This window comes from Streptomyces sp. NPDC051133 (assembly GCF_040682635.1).
Classification (GTDB): domain Bacteria; phylum Actinomycetota; class Actinomycetes; order Streptomycetales; family Streptomycetaceae; genus Streptomyces.
In genome coordinates, this window is sequence record NZ_JBFBBK010000008.1 from 200,573 (window position 1) to 216,278 (window position 15,706).

The following is a 15,706-nucleotide window of genomic DNA, read 5'->3' on the forward strand; positions in this document are numbered from 1 at the left end:
GCCGCTGCGCGATGCCCCCGCCCCCGGGCGAGTCCCGGGACGGGGGCATCCGTCGTACCGCCGGACGCGGTACGGGCACACGATCGGGATAATGATCGTCCTGTTGTCAGTGGGGGCCGGTACGCTCGAAAGCACGATGACAGAGGATCTCTCACCGGCCGAGCGGTACGCGGCAGCCCGCAGGCGGGCAGCCGAGCAGGCCACCGCGCTCGCGTCCTTCCGCGAGATGTACGACTTCGGCCTCGACCCCTTCCAGATCGAAGCCTGCCAGGCCCTCGAAGAGGGGAAGGGCGTGCTGGTGGCCGCCCCCACCGGCTCGGGCAAGACGATCGTGGGCGAGTTCGCCGTCCACCTCGCGCTCCGGCAGGGCAAGAAGTGCTTCTACACGACACCCATCAAGGCGCTGTCGAACCAGAAGTACGCCGACCTGTGCCGCCGCTACGGCAGCGAGAAGGTCGGCCTGCTCACCGGCGACAACAGCGTCAACTCCGACGCCCCGGTGGTCGTGATGACCACCGAGGTGCTGCGGAACATGCTCTACGCCGGCTCCCGGACCCTCCTCGGCCTCGGCTACGTGGTCATGGACGAGGTGCACTACCTCTCCGACCGCTTCCGCGGCGCCGTCTGGGAGGAAGTGATCATCCACCTGCCCGAGTCGGTGACCCTGGTGTCGCTGTCGGCGACCGTGTCCAACGCCGAGGAGTTCGGCGACTGGCTGGACACCGTCCGCGGTGACACCGAGGTGATCGTCTCCGAGCACCGGCCCGTGCCCCTGTTCCAGCACGTGCTCGCCGGACGCAGGATGTACGACCTGTTCGAGGAGGGCGAGGGCCACAAGAAGGCCGTCAACCCCGACCTCGCCCGGCTCGCCCGCATGGAGGCCACCCGGCCGTCGTACCAGGACCGCAGGCGCGGCCGGTCGATGCGTGAGGCCGACCGCGAGCGGGAGCGCAGACAGCGTTCGCGCGTGTGGACGCCCGGCCGGCCCGAGGTCATCGAGCGCCTCGACTCCGAGGGACTGCTGCCCGCCATCACCTTCATCTTCAGCCGTGCCGCCTGCGAGGCCGCCGTCCAGCAGTGCCTGTACGCGGGCCTGAGGCTCAACGACGAGGAGGCCAGGGAACAGGTCCGCGCCCTGGTCGAGGAGCGCACCGCCTCCATCCCGCAGGAGGACCTGCACGTCCTCGGCTACTACGAGTGGCTGGAGGGCCTGGAGCGCGGTATCGCCGCCCACCACGCGGGCATGCTGCCGACCTTCAAGGAGGTCGTCGAGGAGCTGTTCGTACGCGGTCTGGTCAAGGCCGTGTTCGCCACCGAGACCCTCGCCCTCGGCATCAACATGCCCGCCCGCTCGGTGGTGCTGGAGAAGCTCGTCAAGTGGAACGGCGAGCAGCACGCCGACATCACCCCCGGCGAGTACACCCAGCTCACCGGCCGCGCAGGCCGCCGCGGCATCGACGTCGAGGGCCACGCGGTCGTGCTCTGGCAGCGCGGCATGAGCCCCGAGCACCTCGCCGGTCTCGCGGGCACGCGCACCTACCCGCTGCGCTCCAGCTTCAAGCCGTCGTACAACATGGCGGTCAACCTGGTCGAGCAGTTCGGCCGGCACCGCTCCCGCGAGCTGCTGGAGACCTCCTTCGCACAGTTCCAGGCCGACAAGTCGGTCGTGGGCATCTCCCGGCAGGTGCAGCGCAACGAGGAGGGCCTGGAGGGCTACAAGGCCTCCATGACCTGCCACCTCGGCGACTTCGAGGAGTACGCCCGGCTGCGCCGCGAGCTGAAGGACCGCGAGACCGAACTGGCCCGGCAGGGCGCGAGCCAGCGGCGCGCCGAGGCCGCCGTCGCCCTGGAGAAGCTGAAGCCGGGCGACGTCATCCACGTGCCCACGGGCAAGTACGCCGGTCTGGCCCTGGTCCTGGATCCGGGTCTGCCCGCAGGCCGCTCCAACGGCCACCGCGGCTTCGACCACCACGACGGGCCGCGCCCGCTGGTGCTGACCGCCGAGCGGCAGGTGAAGCGGCTGGCGTCCATGGACTTCCCGGTGCCGGTCGAGCCGCTGGACCGGATGCGGATCCCGAAGAACTTCAACCCGCGTTCCCCGCAGTCGCGTCGGGACCTGGCCTCGGCGCTGCGCACCAAGGCCGGGCACATCCCGCCGGAGCGGGCCCGCAAGAAGCGCTCGCAGGCCGCCGACGACCGGGAGATCGCCCGGCTGCGCACGGAGCTGCGCGCACACCCCTGCCACGGGTGCGACGACCGCGAGGACCACGCCCGGTGGGCCGAGCGGTACCACCGGCTGCTGCGCGACACCTCGCAGCTGGAGCGCCGCATCGAGGGCCGCACGAACACCATCGCGCGCACCTTCGACCGGATCGTGGCCCTGCTGACCGAGCTGGACTACCTGCGGGCCGACGAGGTCACCGAGCACGGCAAGCGGCTCGCCCGGCTGTACGGCGAACTCGACCTGCTGGCCAGCGAATGCCTGCGCGAGCGGGTCTGGGAGGACCTCGCCCCGGCCGAACTCGCCGCCTGCGTCTCGGCGCTGGTGTACGAGGCCCGGGTCGGCGACGACGCGATGGCGCCCAAGCTGCCCTCGGGCAAGGCGAAGGCCGCGCTCGGTGAGATGGTGCGGATCTGGGGCCGGCTCGACGCCCTGGAGGAGGACTTCCGGATCAACCAGACCGAAGGCGTCGGACAGCGCGAGCCCGACCTCGGCTTCGCCTGGGCCGCGTACATGTGGGCCTCCGGGAAGGGCCTCGACGAGGTGCTGCGCGAGGCCGAGATGCCCGCCGGCGACTTCGTGCGCTGGTGCAAGCAGGTCATCGACGTGCTGGGGCAGATCTCGGCGGCGGCGCCCGCCCAGGGGTCGACCGTGGCCAAGGCGGCGCGCAAGGCCGTCGACCAACTGCTGCGGGGCGTGGTCGCCTACTCGTCGGTGGGCTGAGATTCCCCCCTGAGGGTGACACTTCCGCCCTTCACCCCGGCGCTCCGGAGCGCCGGGGTGAAGGGCTCCTTTCACTCGCCACGGTGAGCCGCTTTCGCATGCCTGTGCGCCGTCACCGAACGTGTTCGAACAGCGCCTCCCCGTGTAAATGACCAGAGGTTACTCCTGTCCCACGGGCGATTTCAGGTGCTTGCCGAATATGACACGGCGATGATCCGGTCGGACTAAGCTCGCCCGCGGCGCACCGAGTTGAGGTGAATTCGTGCGCCTGTTCCCAATCCTGCCGTCATTCCCGACAGTTCCCTCAACCTTCCCCGCGCATGCTCTCCCGACACCCAGCCGATTCGTCTCAGAAGGCATCCATGGTGAGTGTTCAGAAGCCTCCCGGTCGCCGTGAACGTCCCTACGCGCGCGTGCTCCTGCCGCCGGCCATAGTGATGGCCGCCGCGACCGGCACCGCCGTCGCCCTGGTACCGGCGTCGGCCCGGGTCGCCGTCGGTGTGCTCGGGGCGGTGGCCGTGCTGCTGGTCCTCGTCACGGCCGCGGAGGCCGCCCGCCGTGGACGTCTGCTCCGCGAGGAGCGGGCCGAACGCGCCCGGCACACCGCGTATCTGGAACACCGGATCGCCGCACACGACCAGCTGATCGCCCGTTACGTCGACGACATCCTGCCCACCGGCTTCTTCCGGCTGCGCGCCGGCGAGCACATGCGGGACGTGCTGCGCAACGTCTACGACGTCGACCCCGAACTGCGCGGCCTGCCCGAGCAGTACCGCGAGATGTTCCGCGTCGCCCTGAAGGGCGCCGACCACGAGATCTCGATGCGTGACGCCACCGAGCGCTCTTACGTGAGCGTCGCCCGCCGCGTCCAGGCCATCGTCCACCAGCAGGCCAAGGAACTGCGGGAGATGGAGGAGGACCACGGCCGCAACCCCGAGGTCTTCGACGACCTGCTGCGCATCGACCACGGCACCTCGCTGATCGGCCGCCTCGCCGACACCATCGCCGTCCTCGGCGGCGGCCGGCCGGGCCGCCAGTGGCCGCTGCCGGTCTCCCTCTACAGCACGCTGCGCGGCGCGATGTCGCGCATCCTGGAGTACCGGCGCATCGAGCTGAGCTCCATCGTGAACATCAACATCAAGGGCACCGCGGTCGAGCCGATCATCCACGCCGCGGCCGAGCTCCTCGACAACGCCACCCGCTACTCGCCGCCCACGGCCAAGGTGTACGTCACCGCCACCGAGGTGCAGGCCGGCATCGCCATCGAGATCGAGGACGCCGGCGTCAGCCTCAGCGAGGAGTCCCGGGCCCGTATCGAGGGCGCGATCGAGGCCGCCAAGGCGGGCGACGACGCGGACAACCTCGGCGAGAACCCGCGCCTCGGCCTCGCCGTCGTCGGCCGGCTCTGCAAGCAGTTCGACATGGAGGTCTCGCTGCGCGCCTCCGCCTACGGCGGTGTCCGCGCCATCCTCTTCGTGCCGCGCGTGATGACGACCACCGAGCCCGGCGTCGGCGCCGCGCACGGGATCGGCGCCACCGGCATCCCGATGCGCGAACTGGGCGCCGTCGAGGGCCCCAAGCGCCCGCCCAAGAGGCGCCGCCCCACCAGCCCGAAGATCCCCGCCGGGATCTCCATGGAGGACGACGTCCCCGAGGTCACCGAGTGGACCGCGGGCGGTCTGCCGCAGCGCCGCAGCCGGGTGAAGACCCCCCTCAGCCAGCGCTACGCCGAACAGGCCGCCATTGAGCGGGCCGAGCGCGAGGGCAGGCCGACCATCTGGTCCCAGCCCGAGCCCGAGCCCGAGCCCGAGCCCGAGATCGACCCCGTGCGCAAGAAGCTCATGGAGCGGCCGATCGGACAGGGCATCGAGGACTTCTGGAACGGCCTGCGCAAGGGCATGCCCGAGGGCGCCACCGGGCCCGAACTGACCGACTTCACCAGGCACCCGGAAAAGTACGTGCACCTGCTCAACGATTCGGACACCGCCACCGAGGCCACCACCGGGGCCGACGACGAGGGAGACCTCAAGTGATCCAGCAGCGAGGCAACATCGACTGGATGCTCAAGCAGCTGAACGACGGCGTGCCGGGCATCGAGATGATCGTGGTCCTCTCCGCGGACGGACTGCGCATCGCCCGTTACGGCGGCGATCCCGACGCCGCCGACCGCGTGGCGGCCGCCTGCGCGGGGGTGCAGAGCCTGGCCGGCGCCATCATCAAGGAGCTCCCCGGCGCCGGTGACATGCAGGTCGTCGTCTTCGAGATCGACGGCGGCTACTTCTACCTCATGAACGCCGGCGACAACGCCTACCTCGCCGTACTCGCCGACGTCACCTGCGAACCCGGCCGGATGAGCGGCATGATGCGCGACCTCGTCGTCCGGATCGGCGCCCATCTCAGCAGTCCGCCCCGGCGGAACGGGCAGACCGTATGACCCCTCCACGACGCAAACGGCGCCTGCCGAAACCGCCCCGGCCTCCCCAGCCGCCCACCACTCCGGGGCCGCCGGCCCCGCCGGCGGGCGGTCAGCCCCCGCCCCGCAATCCGGAACGGCTGTACACCATCGCCGGCTCCGAGGACGGGATACGGGCCGAGCTGGACCTTGTCACCCTGATCGTGTCCCGTGCCGCCCCGGCGCGGCACGCCCCACCGGAACACGCGGCCGTCCTCCGGCTCTGCAACGCCCCTCTGTCCGTGGCCGAACTCTCGGCCTACCTCAATCTGCCGTTCAGCGCGATGACCGTCCTGATCACCGAACTGATCACGGCCGAACTGGTGCAGGCGCGCGCCCCGATCGTCCGCCAGGCGCTCCCCGACCGTTCACTCCTCGAAGCGGTGATGCATGGACTTCAACGGCTCTGACACCCTCCCCGGCCCACGCACCGAGGACCACCTGCCGCACACGGCGCAGGCCGCGGCGAAGATCGTGATCGTGGGCGGCTTCGGCGTCGGCAAGACCACCATGGTCGGTTCCGTCAGCGACATCAGGCCGCTGACCACCGAGGAGACCATGACCCAGGCGGGCATCGGTGTCGACGACAACTACGGCTCCGACACCAAGACGGCCACCACCGTGGCCATGGACTTCGGCCGCATCAGCATCACCGACAAGCTGGTGCTCTACCTGTTCGGCACCCCCGGCCAGGAGCGCTTCTGGTTCCTGTGGAACGGTCTGTTCGAAGGCGCCCTCGGCGCGGTCGTCCTGGTCGACACCCGGCGCCTGGAGGTCAGCTTCGACGTCATGGGCCGGCTGGAGGAGCGCGGCGTGCCCTTCGTCGTCGCCGTCAACACCTTCCCGGACGCGCCCCGTTACCCCGTCGAGGAACTGCGCACCGCGCTGGACCTGGCCCCGGAGATCCCGATCATCGATTGCGACGTACGCCGCCGGGCCTCCAGCAAGGACGTGCTGCTGACCCTGACGCGCTTCCTGCACTCCCTCGCCCTGTCCGGCGCCCTCACCTGAACCCCGCAGCCGACCGACCCCCACACCTTCCGTCCCGGAGCGACACCGTGACCTCTGAACCCCCATCCCTGACCGGCACAGACTCCGCCGCCACCCCGCCGCCGGGCTGCCCGGCACACCGCCTCGGCCCCGGGGGACTGCACCGGCTCTACGGCCCCGACGCGGAGGACCTCGGCGACCTCTACGAGCGACTGCGCGAGGAGCACGGCCCCGTGGCCCCCGTGCTGCTGCACGACGACGTACCGATGTGGGTGGTGCTCGGACACGCCGAGAACCTGCAACTGGTGCGCACCCCCTCGCAGTACACCCGCGACAGCCGGATCTGGACCCCGCTGATCGAGGGCATGGTCAAGCCCGACCACCCGCTCATGCCGCACATCGCCTGGCAGCCCATCTGCTCCCACGCCGAGGGCGGCGAGCACGAGCGGCTGCGCGCCGCGGTCACCGCGGCCATGGCCACCATCGACCACCGCAGCATGCGCCGTCACATCGGCCGGCACACCCAGGGCCTGGTCAACAGCTTCTGCGAGCGCGGCCGGGCCGACCTGGTCTCCCAGTTCTCCGAGCACCTGCCGATGGCCGTGATGTGCGAGATCCTCGGCATGCCCGAGGAGTTCAACGACCGGATGGTGCAGGCCGCCCGCGACGCGCTGAAGGGCACCGAGACCGCCATCCAGAGCCATGCCTACGTCATGGACGCCCTGAGCCGGCTCACCACCCGGCGCCGCGCCCGGCCCGAGGACGACGTCACCAGTCACCTCATCACCCACTCGGCCGGACTCACCGACGACGAGGTCCGCGAACACCTGCGCCTCGTCCTGTTCGCGGCCTACGAGGCCACCGCGAACGCGCTCGCCAACGCGCTGCGCATGGTCCTCACCGAGCCGGGCTTCCGGGCCCAGCTCAACGGCGGCCAGATGACCGTGCCCGAGGCGATCGAGCAGTCCCTGTGGGACGAGCCGCCGTTCAGCACCGTCCTCGGCTACTTCGCCAAGCAGGACACCGAGCTGGGCGGCCAGCGCATCCGCAAGGGCGACGGGCTGCTCTTCGCCCCCGCCCCGGGCAACGTCGACCCGCGGGTACGGCCCGACCTGTCCGCCGGTATGCAGGGCAACCGCTCCCACCTGGCCTTCGGCGGCGGTCCGCACGAGTGCCCCGGCCAGGACATCGGCCGCGCCATCGCCGACGTCGGCGTCGACGCGCTGCTGATGCGGCTCTCGGACATCCAGCTGGACTGCGCCGAGGAGGACCTGTGCTGGCGGTCGTCCATCGCCTCCCGGCACCTGGTGTCCCTGCCCGTGCGCTTCGAGCCGAAGCCGCAGCAGGACGTCAACCTCCCGCCCCGGCCGGGCCCCGTCCCGCCGCAGCGCACCGACCGGCAGGTCGGCACCCTCAAGCGCGACCCGGCCCCGGCGCCCCTGCCGCGGCAGGCGGCCGCGCGCCCCGCCGTGCCCGAGCCCGTGCCGGTGCCCCCGGCTCCGCAGCCGGCCCGGCACCGGGGCGTCTGGCGGCGCCTGCTCACCTGGTGGCGCGGGGAGTGACCCCGGGGGGCCGGTCCGCCCCGGCCCAGGCCGCGTAGGACGACCAGGCCAGGAGCGCGCGTCCGCTGACGAACGCGTGCTCCGCCCCGGTGACCGGATCGGTGAACTCCAGCCGCCGCGCGAGCAGTTGCAGCGGCCGCCGGAAGTCACCGGCCGGCACCGGGGCGGTCACCTCGGGGTACAGCGGGTCGCCGAGGATGGGCACGCCGAGCGCGGTCAGATGCACCCGCAGCTGGTGGGTCTGGCCGGTCGCCGGTACGAGGCGGTAGCGGCCTCGTCCGTCCCGGTGCCCGGCGAGTTCCACGTACGTCTCGGCGTTGGGCTCGCCCTCGACCTCCCGGGCGGCCTGCACCCCGCGCTCCTTGACGATCCTGCTGCGTACGGTCCGGGGCAGGGCCAGCCCGGGGTCGTACGGTGCGACCGCCTCGTACTCCTTGCGCACCAGCCGGTCCCGGAACAGCGTCTGGTAGGCGCCGCGTTCCTCCGGGCGCACGGTGAACAGCACCAGTCCCGCCGTCAGCCGGTCCAGGCGGTGGGCCGCCGTCAGCGTGGGGAGGCCCAGCTCGTGGCGGAGCCGGGCCAGCACGGTCTGGGTGACATGGCTGCCGCGCGGGGTCGTGGCCAGGAAGTGCGGCTTGTCGGCCACGACGATGTGCGCGTCCCGGTACACCACCTCCACCGGGAACGGGACCGGGACCTCTGCGGGCAGCTCGCGGTGGAACCACACGAACATCCCCGGTTCGAACGGCGCGTCCGCCGCCACGGGCCGCCCGTCGGCCCCGACGATCACCCCCGCGTCGAACATCGCGTCGATCACCCCGGCCCCGGCCCCGCTCAGCCGCTCCACCAGGTACTCCCGGACCGTGTCCCAGCCTTCGGCCACCGGCAGCCGCACCCGCACGGGGTCGACCCCCTCGCGCTGGGGGAGCGGGGCCGGAGGGGGCGGGGTACGGCGTCTCACCGGGCCAAGGGTACGGGGCAGGGGCAGAATGCGGATCATGCCCTTTCTCACCGATCCCGTCCTGCTCCCGGGAGCCCTCGCCCGCACCCCGCAGCCGGCCCTGCCCGCCGGCGACGGCCTGCTGCTGCGCCCGTGGCGGGCCGAGGACGCGCCCGCCGTCCACGCCGCCTTCCAGGACCCGCTGATCCACCAGTGGCACCTCAGGTCCGCCGACTCCGCGGAGGAGGTCGCCGGCTGGATCGAGGGCTGGCGGGGGGAGTGGCAGGGCGAGCAGCAGGCCCAGTGGGCCGTCGTGGACGCGGACACGGACGCGCTGCTGGGCCGCGTCGCGCTGCGCCAGATCCTGCTCGCGGACGGCACCGCCGAGATCGCGTACTGGACGGCGGCGCAGGCCCGCGGCCGGGGCGTCGCGGTGCGCAGCGCGACCGCCCTGAGCCGCTGGGCGTTCGAGGAGATCGGCTTCCACCGGCTGGAGCTGCTGCACGCCCTCGCCAACGAGGCGTCCTGCCGGGTGGCCGTCAAGGCCGGCTTCGCTCACGAGGGCACCAAGCGCAGCGCCTGCCTCCACCCGGACGGCTGGCACGACATGCACCTGCACGCGCGCGTGCGCGGCGACTGAACCGCGGCACCCCCGGCTACGCCCCGGGGCCGGCCCTGTGAAGATGGGGCGCATGCCACCCTACGAGCTTGCGGACCGACTCGTCGTCGGTGTCGCCTCCAGCGCCCTGTTCGATCTGCGGGAGTCGGACGCGGTCTTCCGGGAGCAGGGCGAAAAGGCCTACCGGGCCTACCAGGAGGAGAACGTCGGCGACACGCTCCAGCCGGGGGTCGCGTTCTCCTTCATCCGGCGGCTGCTGTCGCTGAACGACCTCGGCGAGCCGGGAGACCCGCTCGTCGAGGTGATCATCCTGTCCCGCAACGACCCCGACACGGGCCTGCGGGTCATGCGCTCGATCCAGTCCCACGAACTGCCCATCAGCCGGGCCGTGTTCATGCAGGGCCGCGCGCCGTACAAGTTCATGCCCGCCCTGAACATGTCCCTGTTCCTGTCCGCGAACGGGGACGACGTACGGGAGGCCGTCGCCGCGGGACTGCCCGCGGGACACGTGCTCGGCGCGGCGTACCCGGACGACCCCGCCGACCGGGAGCTGCGGATCGCCTTCGACTTCGACGGGGTGCTCGCCGGGGACGCGGCCGAGCAGGTGTACCAGTCCGGCGGCCTGGAGGAGTTCCGCGCGCACGAGGCCCGCAACGCCGCCACCCCGCACGACCCCGGGCCGCTGCGGGACTTCCTCGCCGGGGTGAACCGGATCCAGCGTCGCGAGGAGGAGCGGCGCACGCGCGACCCCGGCTACGGGCTCCGGGTGAGCGTGTCCATCGTGACCGCGCGCAACGCACCGGCGCACGAGCGGGCCGTGCGCAGCCTCAAGCAGTGGGGGGTGCGGGTCAACGGCGCGTTCTTCCTCGGCGGCATAGACAAGGGCGCCGTCATGAAGGTGCTCGACCCGCACATCTTCTTCGACGACCAGGTGACGCACCTGCAGAGCACGTCCCGGACCACGCCCAGCGTGCACATCCCGTTCGGCAAGATCAACGAGACGGCGCCCTGAGGACGGACCGCCCTGGAGACGGACCGCCCTGGAGACGGACCACCCTGGAGCCGGACCGCTCTCAGGCGGCCGCCGCGCCGCCCTCGCCGCCCTCCTGCTCGGCCTCCACCCGGGCGTTCCACTCCCGCTTGGAGGCCTGCCAGCCGTCCTCGTTGTGCCCGAGACGCCAGTAACCGGAGATCGACAGGTCCTCGCGCGGGATCTGCCGCTCGACGCGCAGCAGCCGGCGCAGCTCCTTCACGAAGCCGGCCTCGCCGTGCACGAACGCGTGCATCCGGCCCTCCGGGAAGTCCAGCCCCCGTACGGCCTCCAGCAGGGCCTCGCCGACCGGCCGCTCCCCGCGGTGCAGCCAGACGATCTGCACCTCGGTGTCGACCTTCTGCTCCTCCTCGGGGCCCGAGACCTCCACGAAGGCGTGCGCACGGGCGTCGGCGGGCAGTGACTCCAGGGCGCGGGCGATGGCGGGCAGCGCGCTCTCGTCCCCGACGAGCAGGTGCCAGTCGGCGTCCGGGGCGGGCGCGTAGGCGCCACCGGGACCCATGAAGCGCACGGTCTCACCGGGCCGGACGCGCGTCGACCAGGGACCGGCCAGGCCCTCGTCGCCGTGGACCACGAAGTCCAGGGTCAGCTCACGGTGTTCGGGGTCCCAGGCGCGCACGGTGTACGTCCGGGTCACCGGCCACTGCTCCCGCGGGAACTCCGCGCGGATCCGCTCCAGGTCGAAGGGTTCCGGATAGCTCACGCCCTCGGGCCCGAACAGCAGCTTCACATAGTGGTCGGTGCAGGTGTCCGCCGCGAAGTCGGCCAGCCCGTCGCCGCCCAGCACCACGCGCTGCATGTGCGGGGAGAGCCGCTCGGTGCGCACCACGTGGGCGGTACGGGGCTTGCGCGGCTTTCGTCCCGGACGCTCTGCCATCACGGCCTCCTGCAGAATTGGTTAGGTTTACCTAAGCTAGCACCTCGCTCACCGTGAACACCTCTTCCCCGAGGGCTCGATGAGAGCCCTTTGCCGGAGCTTTCCGGTCGTGGGTCACCCGGCGAGCGTGCCCAGCAGCCGCTGCAGGGAGCCGCCGAGCCCCCAGCGCCGGGCCAGCTCCTCCAGGGCCGCCGGGTCGCGCGGGGCGTGCGGCAGGGCGGTGTCGACCTGCGGCAGCGGCACGTCGCCGGCCACCCGGACCACCTGCGCTGCGACCGCGACGTACGGCCGGGCCTCGGTGAGCCGCTTGCGCTGCGACGGCGTGAGCTTCGCCTGCGGGTCGTCCACCGCGGCCATGATCCCGGCCAGGTCGCCGAACTCGGCGAGCAGCTTGGCGGCCGTCTTCTCGCCGATGCCGGCCACGCCCGGCAGCCCGTCGCTCGGGTCGCCGCGCAGCAGCGCCAGGTCCGCGTACCCGCGCCCGTCGACCCCATACTTCTCGCGCAGCACGGCCTCGTCGGTCAGCTGCAGCGTGCCCACGCCCTTGAGGGGGTACAGCACGCGCACCCCGCGCTCGTCGTCCACCAGCTGATAGAGGTCGCGGTCGCCGGTGACGATGTCCACCGGGCCGTCCGCGCGCGCGGTGAACGTGCCGATCACGTCGTCCGCCTCGTACCGTGCGACGCCGACCCGCGCGATGCCGATCGCGTCCAGCACGGACTCGATGACCGGCACCTGCGGGGCGAGGGTGTCCGGCACCTCCTCCTCGTCCGGTCCGCCCTCGTGCTCCTCGGCGACCCGGTGTGCCTTGTAGGTGGGGATCAGATCCACCCGCCACTGCGGCCGCCAGTCGGCGTCCATGCAGGCCACCAGCCGCTCCGGCCGGTGGTCCTTCACCAGCCGGTCGATGAAGTCCAGCAGCCCGCGCACGGCGTTCACGGGCGTGCCGTCCGGTGCCTTCACCGAGTCCGGGACGCCGAAGTAGGCGCGGAAGTACAGCGAGGCGGTGTCGAGGAGCATGAGTCGTCCGGTCACGCTCGCATCATGCCGTACGGCACCGACAGTCACCCGGACGGTCACCCGGCCGGCGACGGCAGCCCTCTCCGGCGGGCCGGCCACCAGGTGCGGCCGCCCTTGCCGCCACCCCTGTGACGTGAGTCACTTAAAAGTTTGACCATGTCGATCGTGGGGAGGCGCGGCCTCTGTCATGTCCCCGGAGACGAGAGGTACGCGTGTCAGCGAGGCTTGAGGCGGAGCACCTGTTCAAGGTGTTCGGCAGACGACCGGACGACGCAGTGGAGCGCCTGAGGCGGGGCGCCGACCGTGAGGAGCTGCGTGCCGACGGCACCACCGCCGCCGTCATCGACGCCTCCTTCCGCGTGGAGGCGGGCGAGATCTTCGTCGTCATGGGCCTGTCCGGATCCGGCAAGTCGACGCTGCTGCGCATGCTGAACGGGCTGCTGGAGCCGACCGCGGGCAGCGTGCGCTTCGACGGCCAGGACCTGACCGCGCTTCAAGACCGTGAACTGCGCGGACTGCGCTCCAGGAAGATCAGCATGGTCTTCCAGCACTTCGCGCTCTTCCCGCACCGCAGTGTCCGCGACAACGCCGCCTACGGCCTGGCGGTGCAGGGCGTGCCCCGCGCCGAGCGCGAGCGCCGCGCCGACGAGGCGCTCGCCCTGTGCGGCCTGGCCGGCTGGGAGAAGTCCTGGCCCGACGAGCTGTCCGGCGGCATGCAGCAGCGCGTCGGCCTCGCCCGCGCGCTCGCCACCGACGCCGACCTGCTGCTGATGGACGAGTCCTTCAGCGCCCTGGACCCGCTGATCCGCCGCGACATGCAGGACCAGCTCCTGGAGCTGCAGAAGACCCTGAAGAAGACCATCGTCTTCATCACCCACGACCTCAACGAGGCCATGCGCCTCGGCGACCGCGTCGCCGTCATGCGCGACGGCCGCATCGTGCAGACCGGCACCGCCGAGGACATCCTGCTGCGCCCGGCGAACGACTACGTCGCCTCCTTCATCCAGGACGTCGACCGCTCCCGTGTACTGACGGCGGCCGCCCTCATGGACACCTCGGTCACCGGCGACGCCCCCCTGTGCGGCTGCGAGACGGCGACCCGCGAGACGCCGTTCACGGAACTGTGCGCGATCAGTGCCCGGCTCTCCCACCGGGTCAGCGTGGTCGACGAGGCGAACCGGGTCGTCGGCGTCGTCCCCAGACAGCGGCTGGTCGGCTTCCTCGGCGAGGAGACGGCCGATCCCGCGCCCTGTGACGCCCCGGACGGGAAGGCGAAGGTGATCAGCCGTGCCTAGGATCCCCCTCGGCGACTGGGTCGACTCCGGCGTCAACTGGCTGGTCGACCACTTCTCCTGGCTCTTCGACGCCGTCAAGGCCGTCATGGAGGGCATGTACGACGGCATCGACGCCGTGCTCGGCGCGCCCCAGCCGCTGCTGATGGCCGGCATCCTCGCCGTCCTCGCCTGGTGGCTGCGCGGCCTGCTCGCCGGTGTCCTCGCCTTCGCCGGGTTCGCGCTGGTCGACTCCCTCGAACTGTGGGACCAGGCCATGTCCACACTGGCCCTGGTCCTCGTGGCCACCGTGATCGCCCTGGTGATCTCGCTCCCGCTGGGCATCTGGGCGGCCCGCTCCAAGGCCGTCAGCGCCGCCGTACGGCCCGTCCTGGACCTGCTGCAGACCATGCCGTCGATGGTCCTGCTGATCCCGGCCATGCTCTTCTTCGGCCTCGGCACCGCCGCCGGTGTCGTCGCCACCCTGATCTTCGCGCTCGCCCCCGGCGTCCGCATGACCGAGCTGGGCATCCGGCAGGTCGACGCCGAACTGGTCGAGGCCGCCGAGGCGTTCGGCACCACCCCCCGCGACATCCTCTGGCGGGTGCAGCTGCCGCTCGCCCTGCCGACCGTCATGGCCGGCGTCAACCAGGTGATCATGCTGGGCCTGTCCATGGTCGTCATCGCCGGCATGGTCGGGACCGGCGGCCTGGGCGGCGCCGTCAACGAGGCCATCGGCCAGCTCGACATCGGCTACGGCTTCGAGGCCGGCGTCGGCATCGTCGTCCTCGCCGTCTACCTGGACCGCATCACCGGCGCGCTCGGCACCCAGCTCTCCCCGCTGGGCCGCAGGGCCGCCGCCAAGGCCCCCGCGCGCGCGTGGTCGTACCGTCCGCGCCCCGCCGTCGCGGTCGTCGGCGTGGTCGTCCTCGCCCTGGTCGCGAGCGGGATGGGCGTCTTCGGCTCCTCCACCGGCACCTCCGAGGCCTCCGGCACGGACGTCGGCAGGGGCAAGGAGATCAGGATCGGCTACATCCCGTGGGACGAGGGCGTCGCCTCCACCTTCCTGTGGAAGGAGATCCTGGAGGAACGCGGCTTCAAGGTCACCACCACCCAGTACGCCGCGGGGCCCCTCTACACCGGCCTCGCCACCGGCCAGCTCGACTTCGAGACCGACTCCTGGCTGCCCACCACCCACGCCGAGTACTGGAAGAAGTACGGCAAGCAGCTCGACGACCTCGGCTCCTGGTTCGGCCCGACCTCCCTGGAGCTCACCGTCCCCTCCTATGTGAAGGACGTGAACTCCCTGGCGGACCTGAAGGACCACGCCTCCGAGTTCGGCGGCAGGATCGTCGGCATCGAGCCCAGCGCGGGCGAGATGGGCCTGCTCAAGAGCAAGGTCCTCAAGCAGTACGGCCTGCAGGGCACGTACGACGTGGTAGACGGCTCCACCCCGGCCATGCTCGCCGAGCTCAAGCGGGCCTACGCCAAGAAGCAGCCGGTCGTCGTCACCCTGTGGTCGCCGCACTGGGCCTACAGCGACTACGGCCTGAAGAAGCTCAAGGACCCCCGGGGTGCCTGGGGCAAGGGCGACGGCGTGCACACCCTCGCCCGCAAGGGCTTCACCGGCGACAGCCCCGAGGTCGGCCGCTGGCTGAAGGACTTCTCGATGACCGAGCAGCAGCTCACCGGGCTGGAGTCGCAGATCCAGCAGGCCGGCAAGGGCAAGGAGCAGGACGCCGTCCGTGCCTGGCTGCGCGACCACCCGGGCCTGGTCGACCGGTGGGCCCCGGTGTCCCGCAAGGGCGGCAGGAGCCAGGCGGCCGGGTGACCTGACCGGCCCGGACCGCCACCCGAGGGGCGGGCACCGCGGGACGCCGTACGGCGTCCTTCGCGTCGGTGGCCTCGAGAAGCTCGTCGATCGGCGGGTTGATGATGCCCTCGGGCGCGGTGATGGAAGAGGACACGCACTACCTTCCG

General features: G+C 71.8%; 13 protein-coding genes and 1 pseudogene. 10 read left to right on the plus strand and 4 right to left on the minus strand.

The window, feature by feature from the left end:
- Positions 1-91: 91 nt before the first annotated feature.
- The 6 genes from AB0N17_RS11880 to AB0N17_RS11905 all read left to right on the plus strand — a co-directional run bounded on the left by AB0N17_RS11880 (position 92) and on the right by AB0N17_RS11905 (position 7,948).
- The gene (locus tag AB0N17_RS11880; RefSeq protein WP_366011052.1) at positions 92-2,944 is read left to right on the plus strand and encodes a DEAD/DEAH box helicase; all 2,853 of its coding nucleotides are present in this window, start codon (positions 92-94) and stop codon (positions 2,942-2,944) included.
- 362 nt (positions 2,945-3,306) lie between these two features.
- Positions 3,307-4,977 carry an ATP-binding protein gene (locus tag AB0N17_RS11885; protein ID WP_366011053.1) on the plus strand — a complete coding sequence of 557 codons (1,671 nt, stop codon included), beginning with the start codon at positions 3,307-3,309 and terminating at the stop codon, positions 4,975-4,977.
- Positions 4,974-5,378 (plus strand): roadblock/LC7 domain-containing protein, encoded by a 405-nt coding sequence (locus tag AB0N17_RS11890; protein WP_366011054.1) that lies wholly within the window; start codon positions 4,974-4,976, stop codon positions 5,376-5,378. Before AB0N17_RS11885 ends, AB0N17_RS11890 begins: the two co-directional genes overlap by 4 nt.
- A complete protein-coding gene (locus AB0N17_RS11895; protein ID WP_366011055.1) occupies positions 5,375-5,806 on the plus strand; it encodes a DUF742 domain-containing protein in 432 nt (143 codons plus the stop codon). The genes AB0N17_RS11890 and AB0N17_RS11895 overlap by 4 nt, the downstream gene beginning before the upstream one ends.
- Positions 5,787-6,407: an ATP/GTP-binding protein gene (locus AB0N17_RS11900; RefSeq protein WP_366011056.1), complete on the plus strand. Its 621-nt coding sequence runs from the start codon at positions 5,787-5,789 to the stop codon at positions 6,405-6,407. The genes AB0N17_RS11895 and AB0N17_RS11900 overlap by 20 nt, the downstream gene beginning before the upstream one ends.
- A gap of 47 nt (positions 6,408-6,454) precedes the next feature.
- Positions 6,455-7,948: a cytochrome P450 gene (locus tag AB0N17_RS11905; protein ID WP_366011057.1), complete on the plus strand. Its 1,494-nt coding sequence runs from the start codon at positions 6,455-6,457 to the stop codon at positions 7,946-7,948.
- Here the strand turns inward: AB0N17_RS11905 and AB0N17_RS11910 are convergent.
- A complete protein-coding gene (locus AB0N17_RS11910; protein WP_366011058.1) occupies positions 7,926-8,909 on the minus strand; it encodes a pseudouridine synthase in 984 nt (327 codons plus the stop codon). The two genes, AB0N17_RS11905 and AB0N17_RS11910, sit on opposite strands and share 23 nt — an antisense overlap.
- A gap of 37 nt (positions 8,910-8,946) precedes the next feature.
- Here AB0N17_RS11910 and AB0N17_RS11915 point away from each other — a divergent pair, with 37 nt between their 5' ends.
- On the plus strand, positions 8,947-9,528 hold the full coding sequence (locus AB0N17_RS11915) for a GNAT family N-acetyltransferase (protein ID WP_366011059.1): 582 nt from the start codon (positions 8,947-8,949) through the stop codon (positions 9,526-9,528).
- Between the two features lie 52 nt (positions 9,529-9,580).
- Positions 9,581-10,519, plus strand: a complete 939-nt coding sequence (locus AB0N17_RS11920; protein WP_366011060.1) for a 5'-nucleotidase — start codon at positions 9,581-9,583, stop codon at positions 10,517-10,519.
- Positions 10,520-10,580: 61 nt separating this feature from the next.
- Here AB0N17_RS11920 and AB0N17_RS11925 read toward each other — a convergent pair whose 3' ends face one another.
- Complete coding sequence (locus AB0N17_RS11925; protein ID WP_366011062.1) at positions 10,581-11,435, minus strand: siderophore-interacting protein; 855 nt, start codon at positions 11,433-11,435, stop codon at positions 10,581-10,583.
- A gap of 114 nt (positions 11,436-11,549) precedes the next feature.
- Positions 11,550-12,470, minus strand: a complete 921-nt coding sequence (locus tag AB0N17_RS11930) for a 5'-3' exonuclease (RefSeq protein WP_366011064.1) — start codon at positions 12,468-12,470, stop codon at positions 11,550-11,552.
- A gap of 197 nt (positions 12,471-12,667) precedes the next feature.
- Between AB0N17_RS11930 and AB0N17_RS11935 the strand changes: the two genes are divergently transcribed.
- Both AB0N17_RS11935 and AB0N17_RS11940 read left to right on the plus strand, forming a co-directional pair.
- On the plus strand, positions 12,668-13,750 hold the full coding sequence (locus tag AB0N17_RS11935; protein WP_366011066.1) for a glycine betaine/L-proline ABC transporter ATP-binding protein: 1,083 nt from the start codon (positions 12,668-12,670) through the stop codon (positions 13,748-13,750).
- Positions 13,743-15,557 (plus strand): ABC transporter permease/substrate binding protein, encoded by a 1,815-nt coding sequence (locus AB0N17_RS11940; RefSeq protein WP_366011068.1) that lies wholly within the window; start codon positions 13,743-13,745, stop codon positions 15,555-15,557. The genes AB0N17_RS11935 and AB0N17_RS11940 overlap by 8 nt, the downstream gene beginning before the upstream one ends.
- Positions 15,558-15,586: 29 nt before the next feature.
- Here AB0N17_RS11940 and AB0N17_RS11945 read toward each other — a convergent pair.
- Positions 15,587-15,693: pseudogene (locus AB0N17_RS11945) on the minus strand (DNA-directed RNA polymerase subunit omega); the annotation flags it as partial.
- Between the last annotated feature and the right edge of the window lie 13 nt (positions 15,694-15,706).

What these genes read in the sequence shown, in the direction of transcription:
- AB0N17_RS11880 (WP_366011052.1), top strand. Translation starts at nt 92, where the DNA reads ATGATCGTCCTGTTGTCAGTGGGGGCCGGTACGCTCGAAAGCACGATG.
- AB0N17_RS11920 (WP_366011060.1), top strand. Translation starts at nt 9,581, where the DNA reads ATGCCACCCTACGAGCTTGCGGACCGACTCGTCGTCGGTGTCGCCTCC.
- AB0N17_RS11925 (WP_366011062.1), bottom strand. Translation starts at nt 11,435, where the DNA reads ATGGCAGAGCGTCCGGGACGAAAGCCGCGCAAGCCCCGTACCGCCCAC.
- AB0N17_RS11895 (WP_366011055.1), top strand. Translation starts at nt 5,375, where the DNA reads ATGACCCCTCCACGACGCAAACGGCGCCTGCCGAAACCGCCCCGGCCT.
- AB0N17_RS11885 (WP_366011053.1), top strand. Translation starts at nt 3,307, where the DNA reads ATGGTGAGTGTTCAGAAGCCTCCCGGTCGCCGTGAACGTCCCTACGCG.
- AB0N17_RS11900 (WP_366011056.1), top strand. Translation starts at nt 5,787, where the DNA reads ATGGACTTCAACGGCTCTGACACCCTCCCCGGCCCACGCACCGAGGAC.
- AB0N17_RS11915 (WP_366011059.1), top strand. Translation starts at nt 8,947, where the DNA reads ATGCCCTTTCTCACCGATCCCGTCCTGCTCCCGGGAGCCCTCGCCCGC.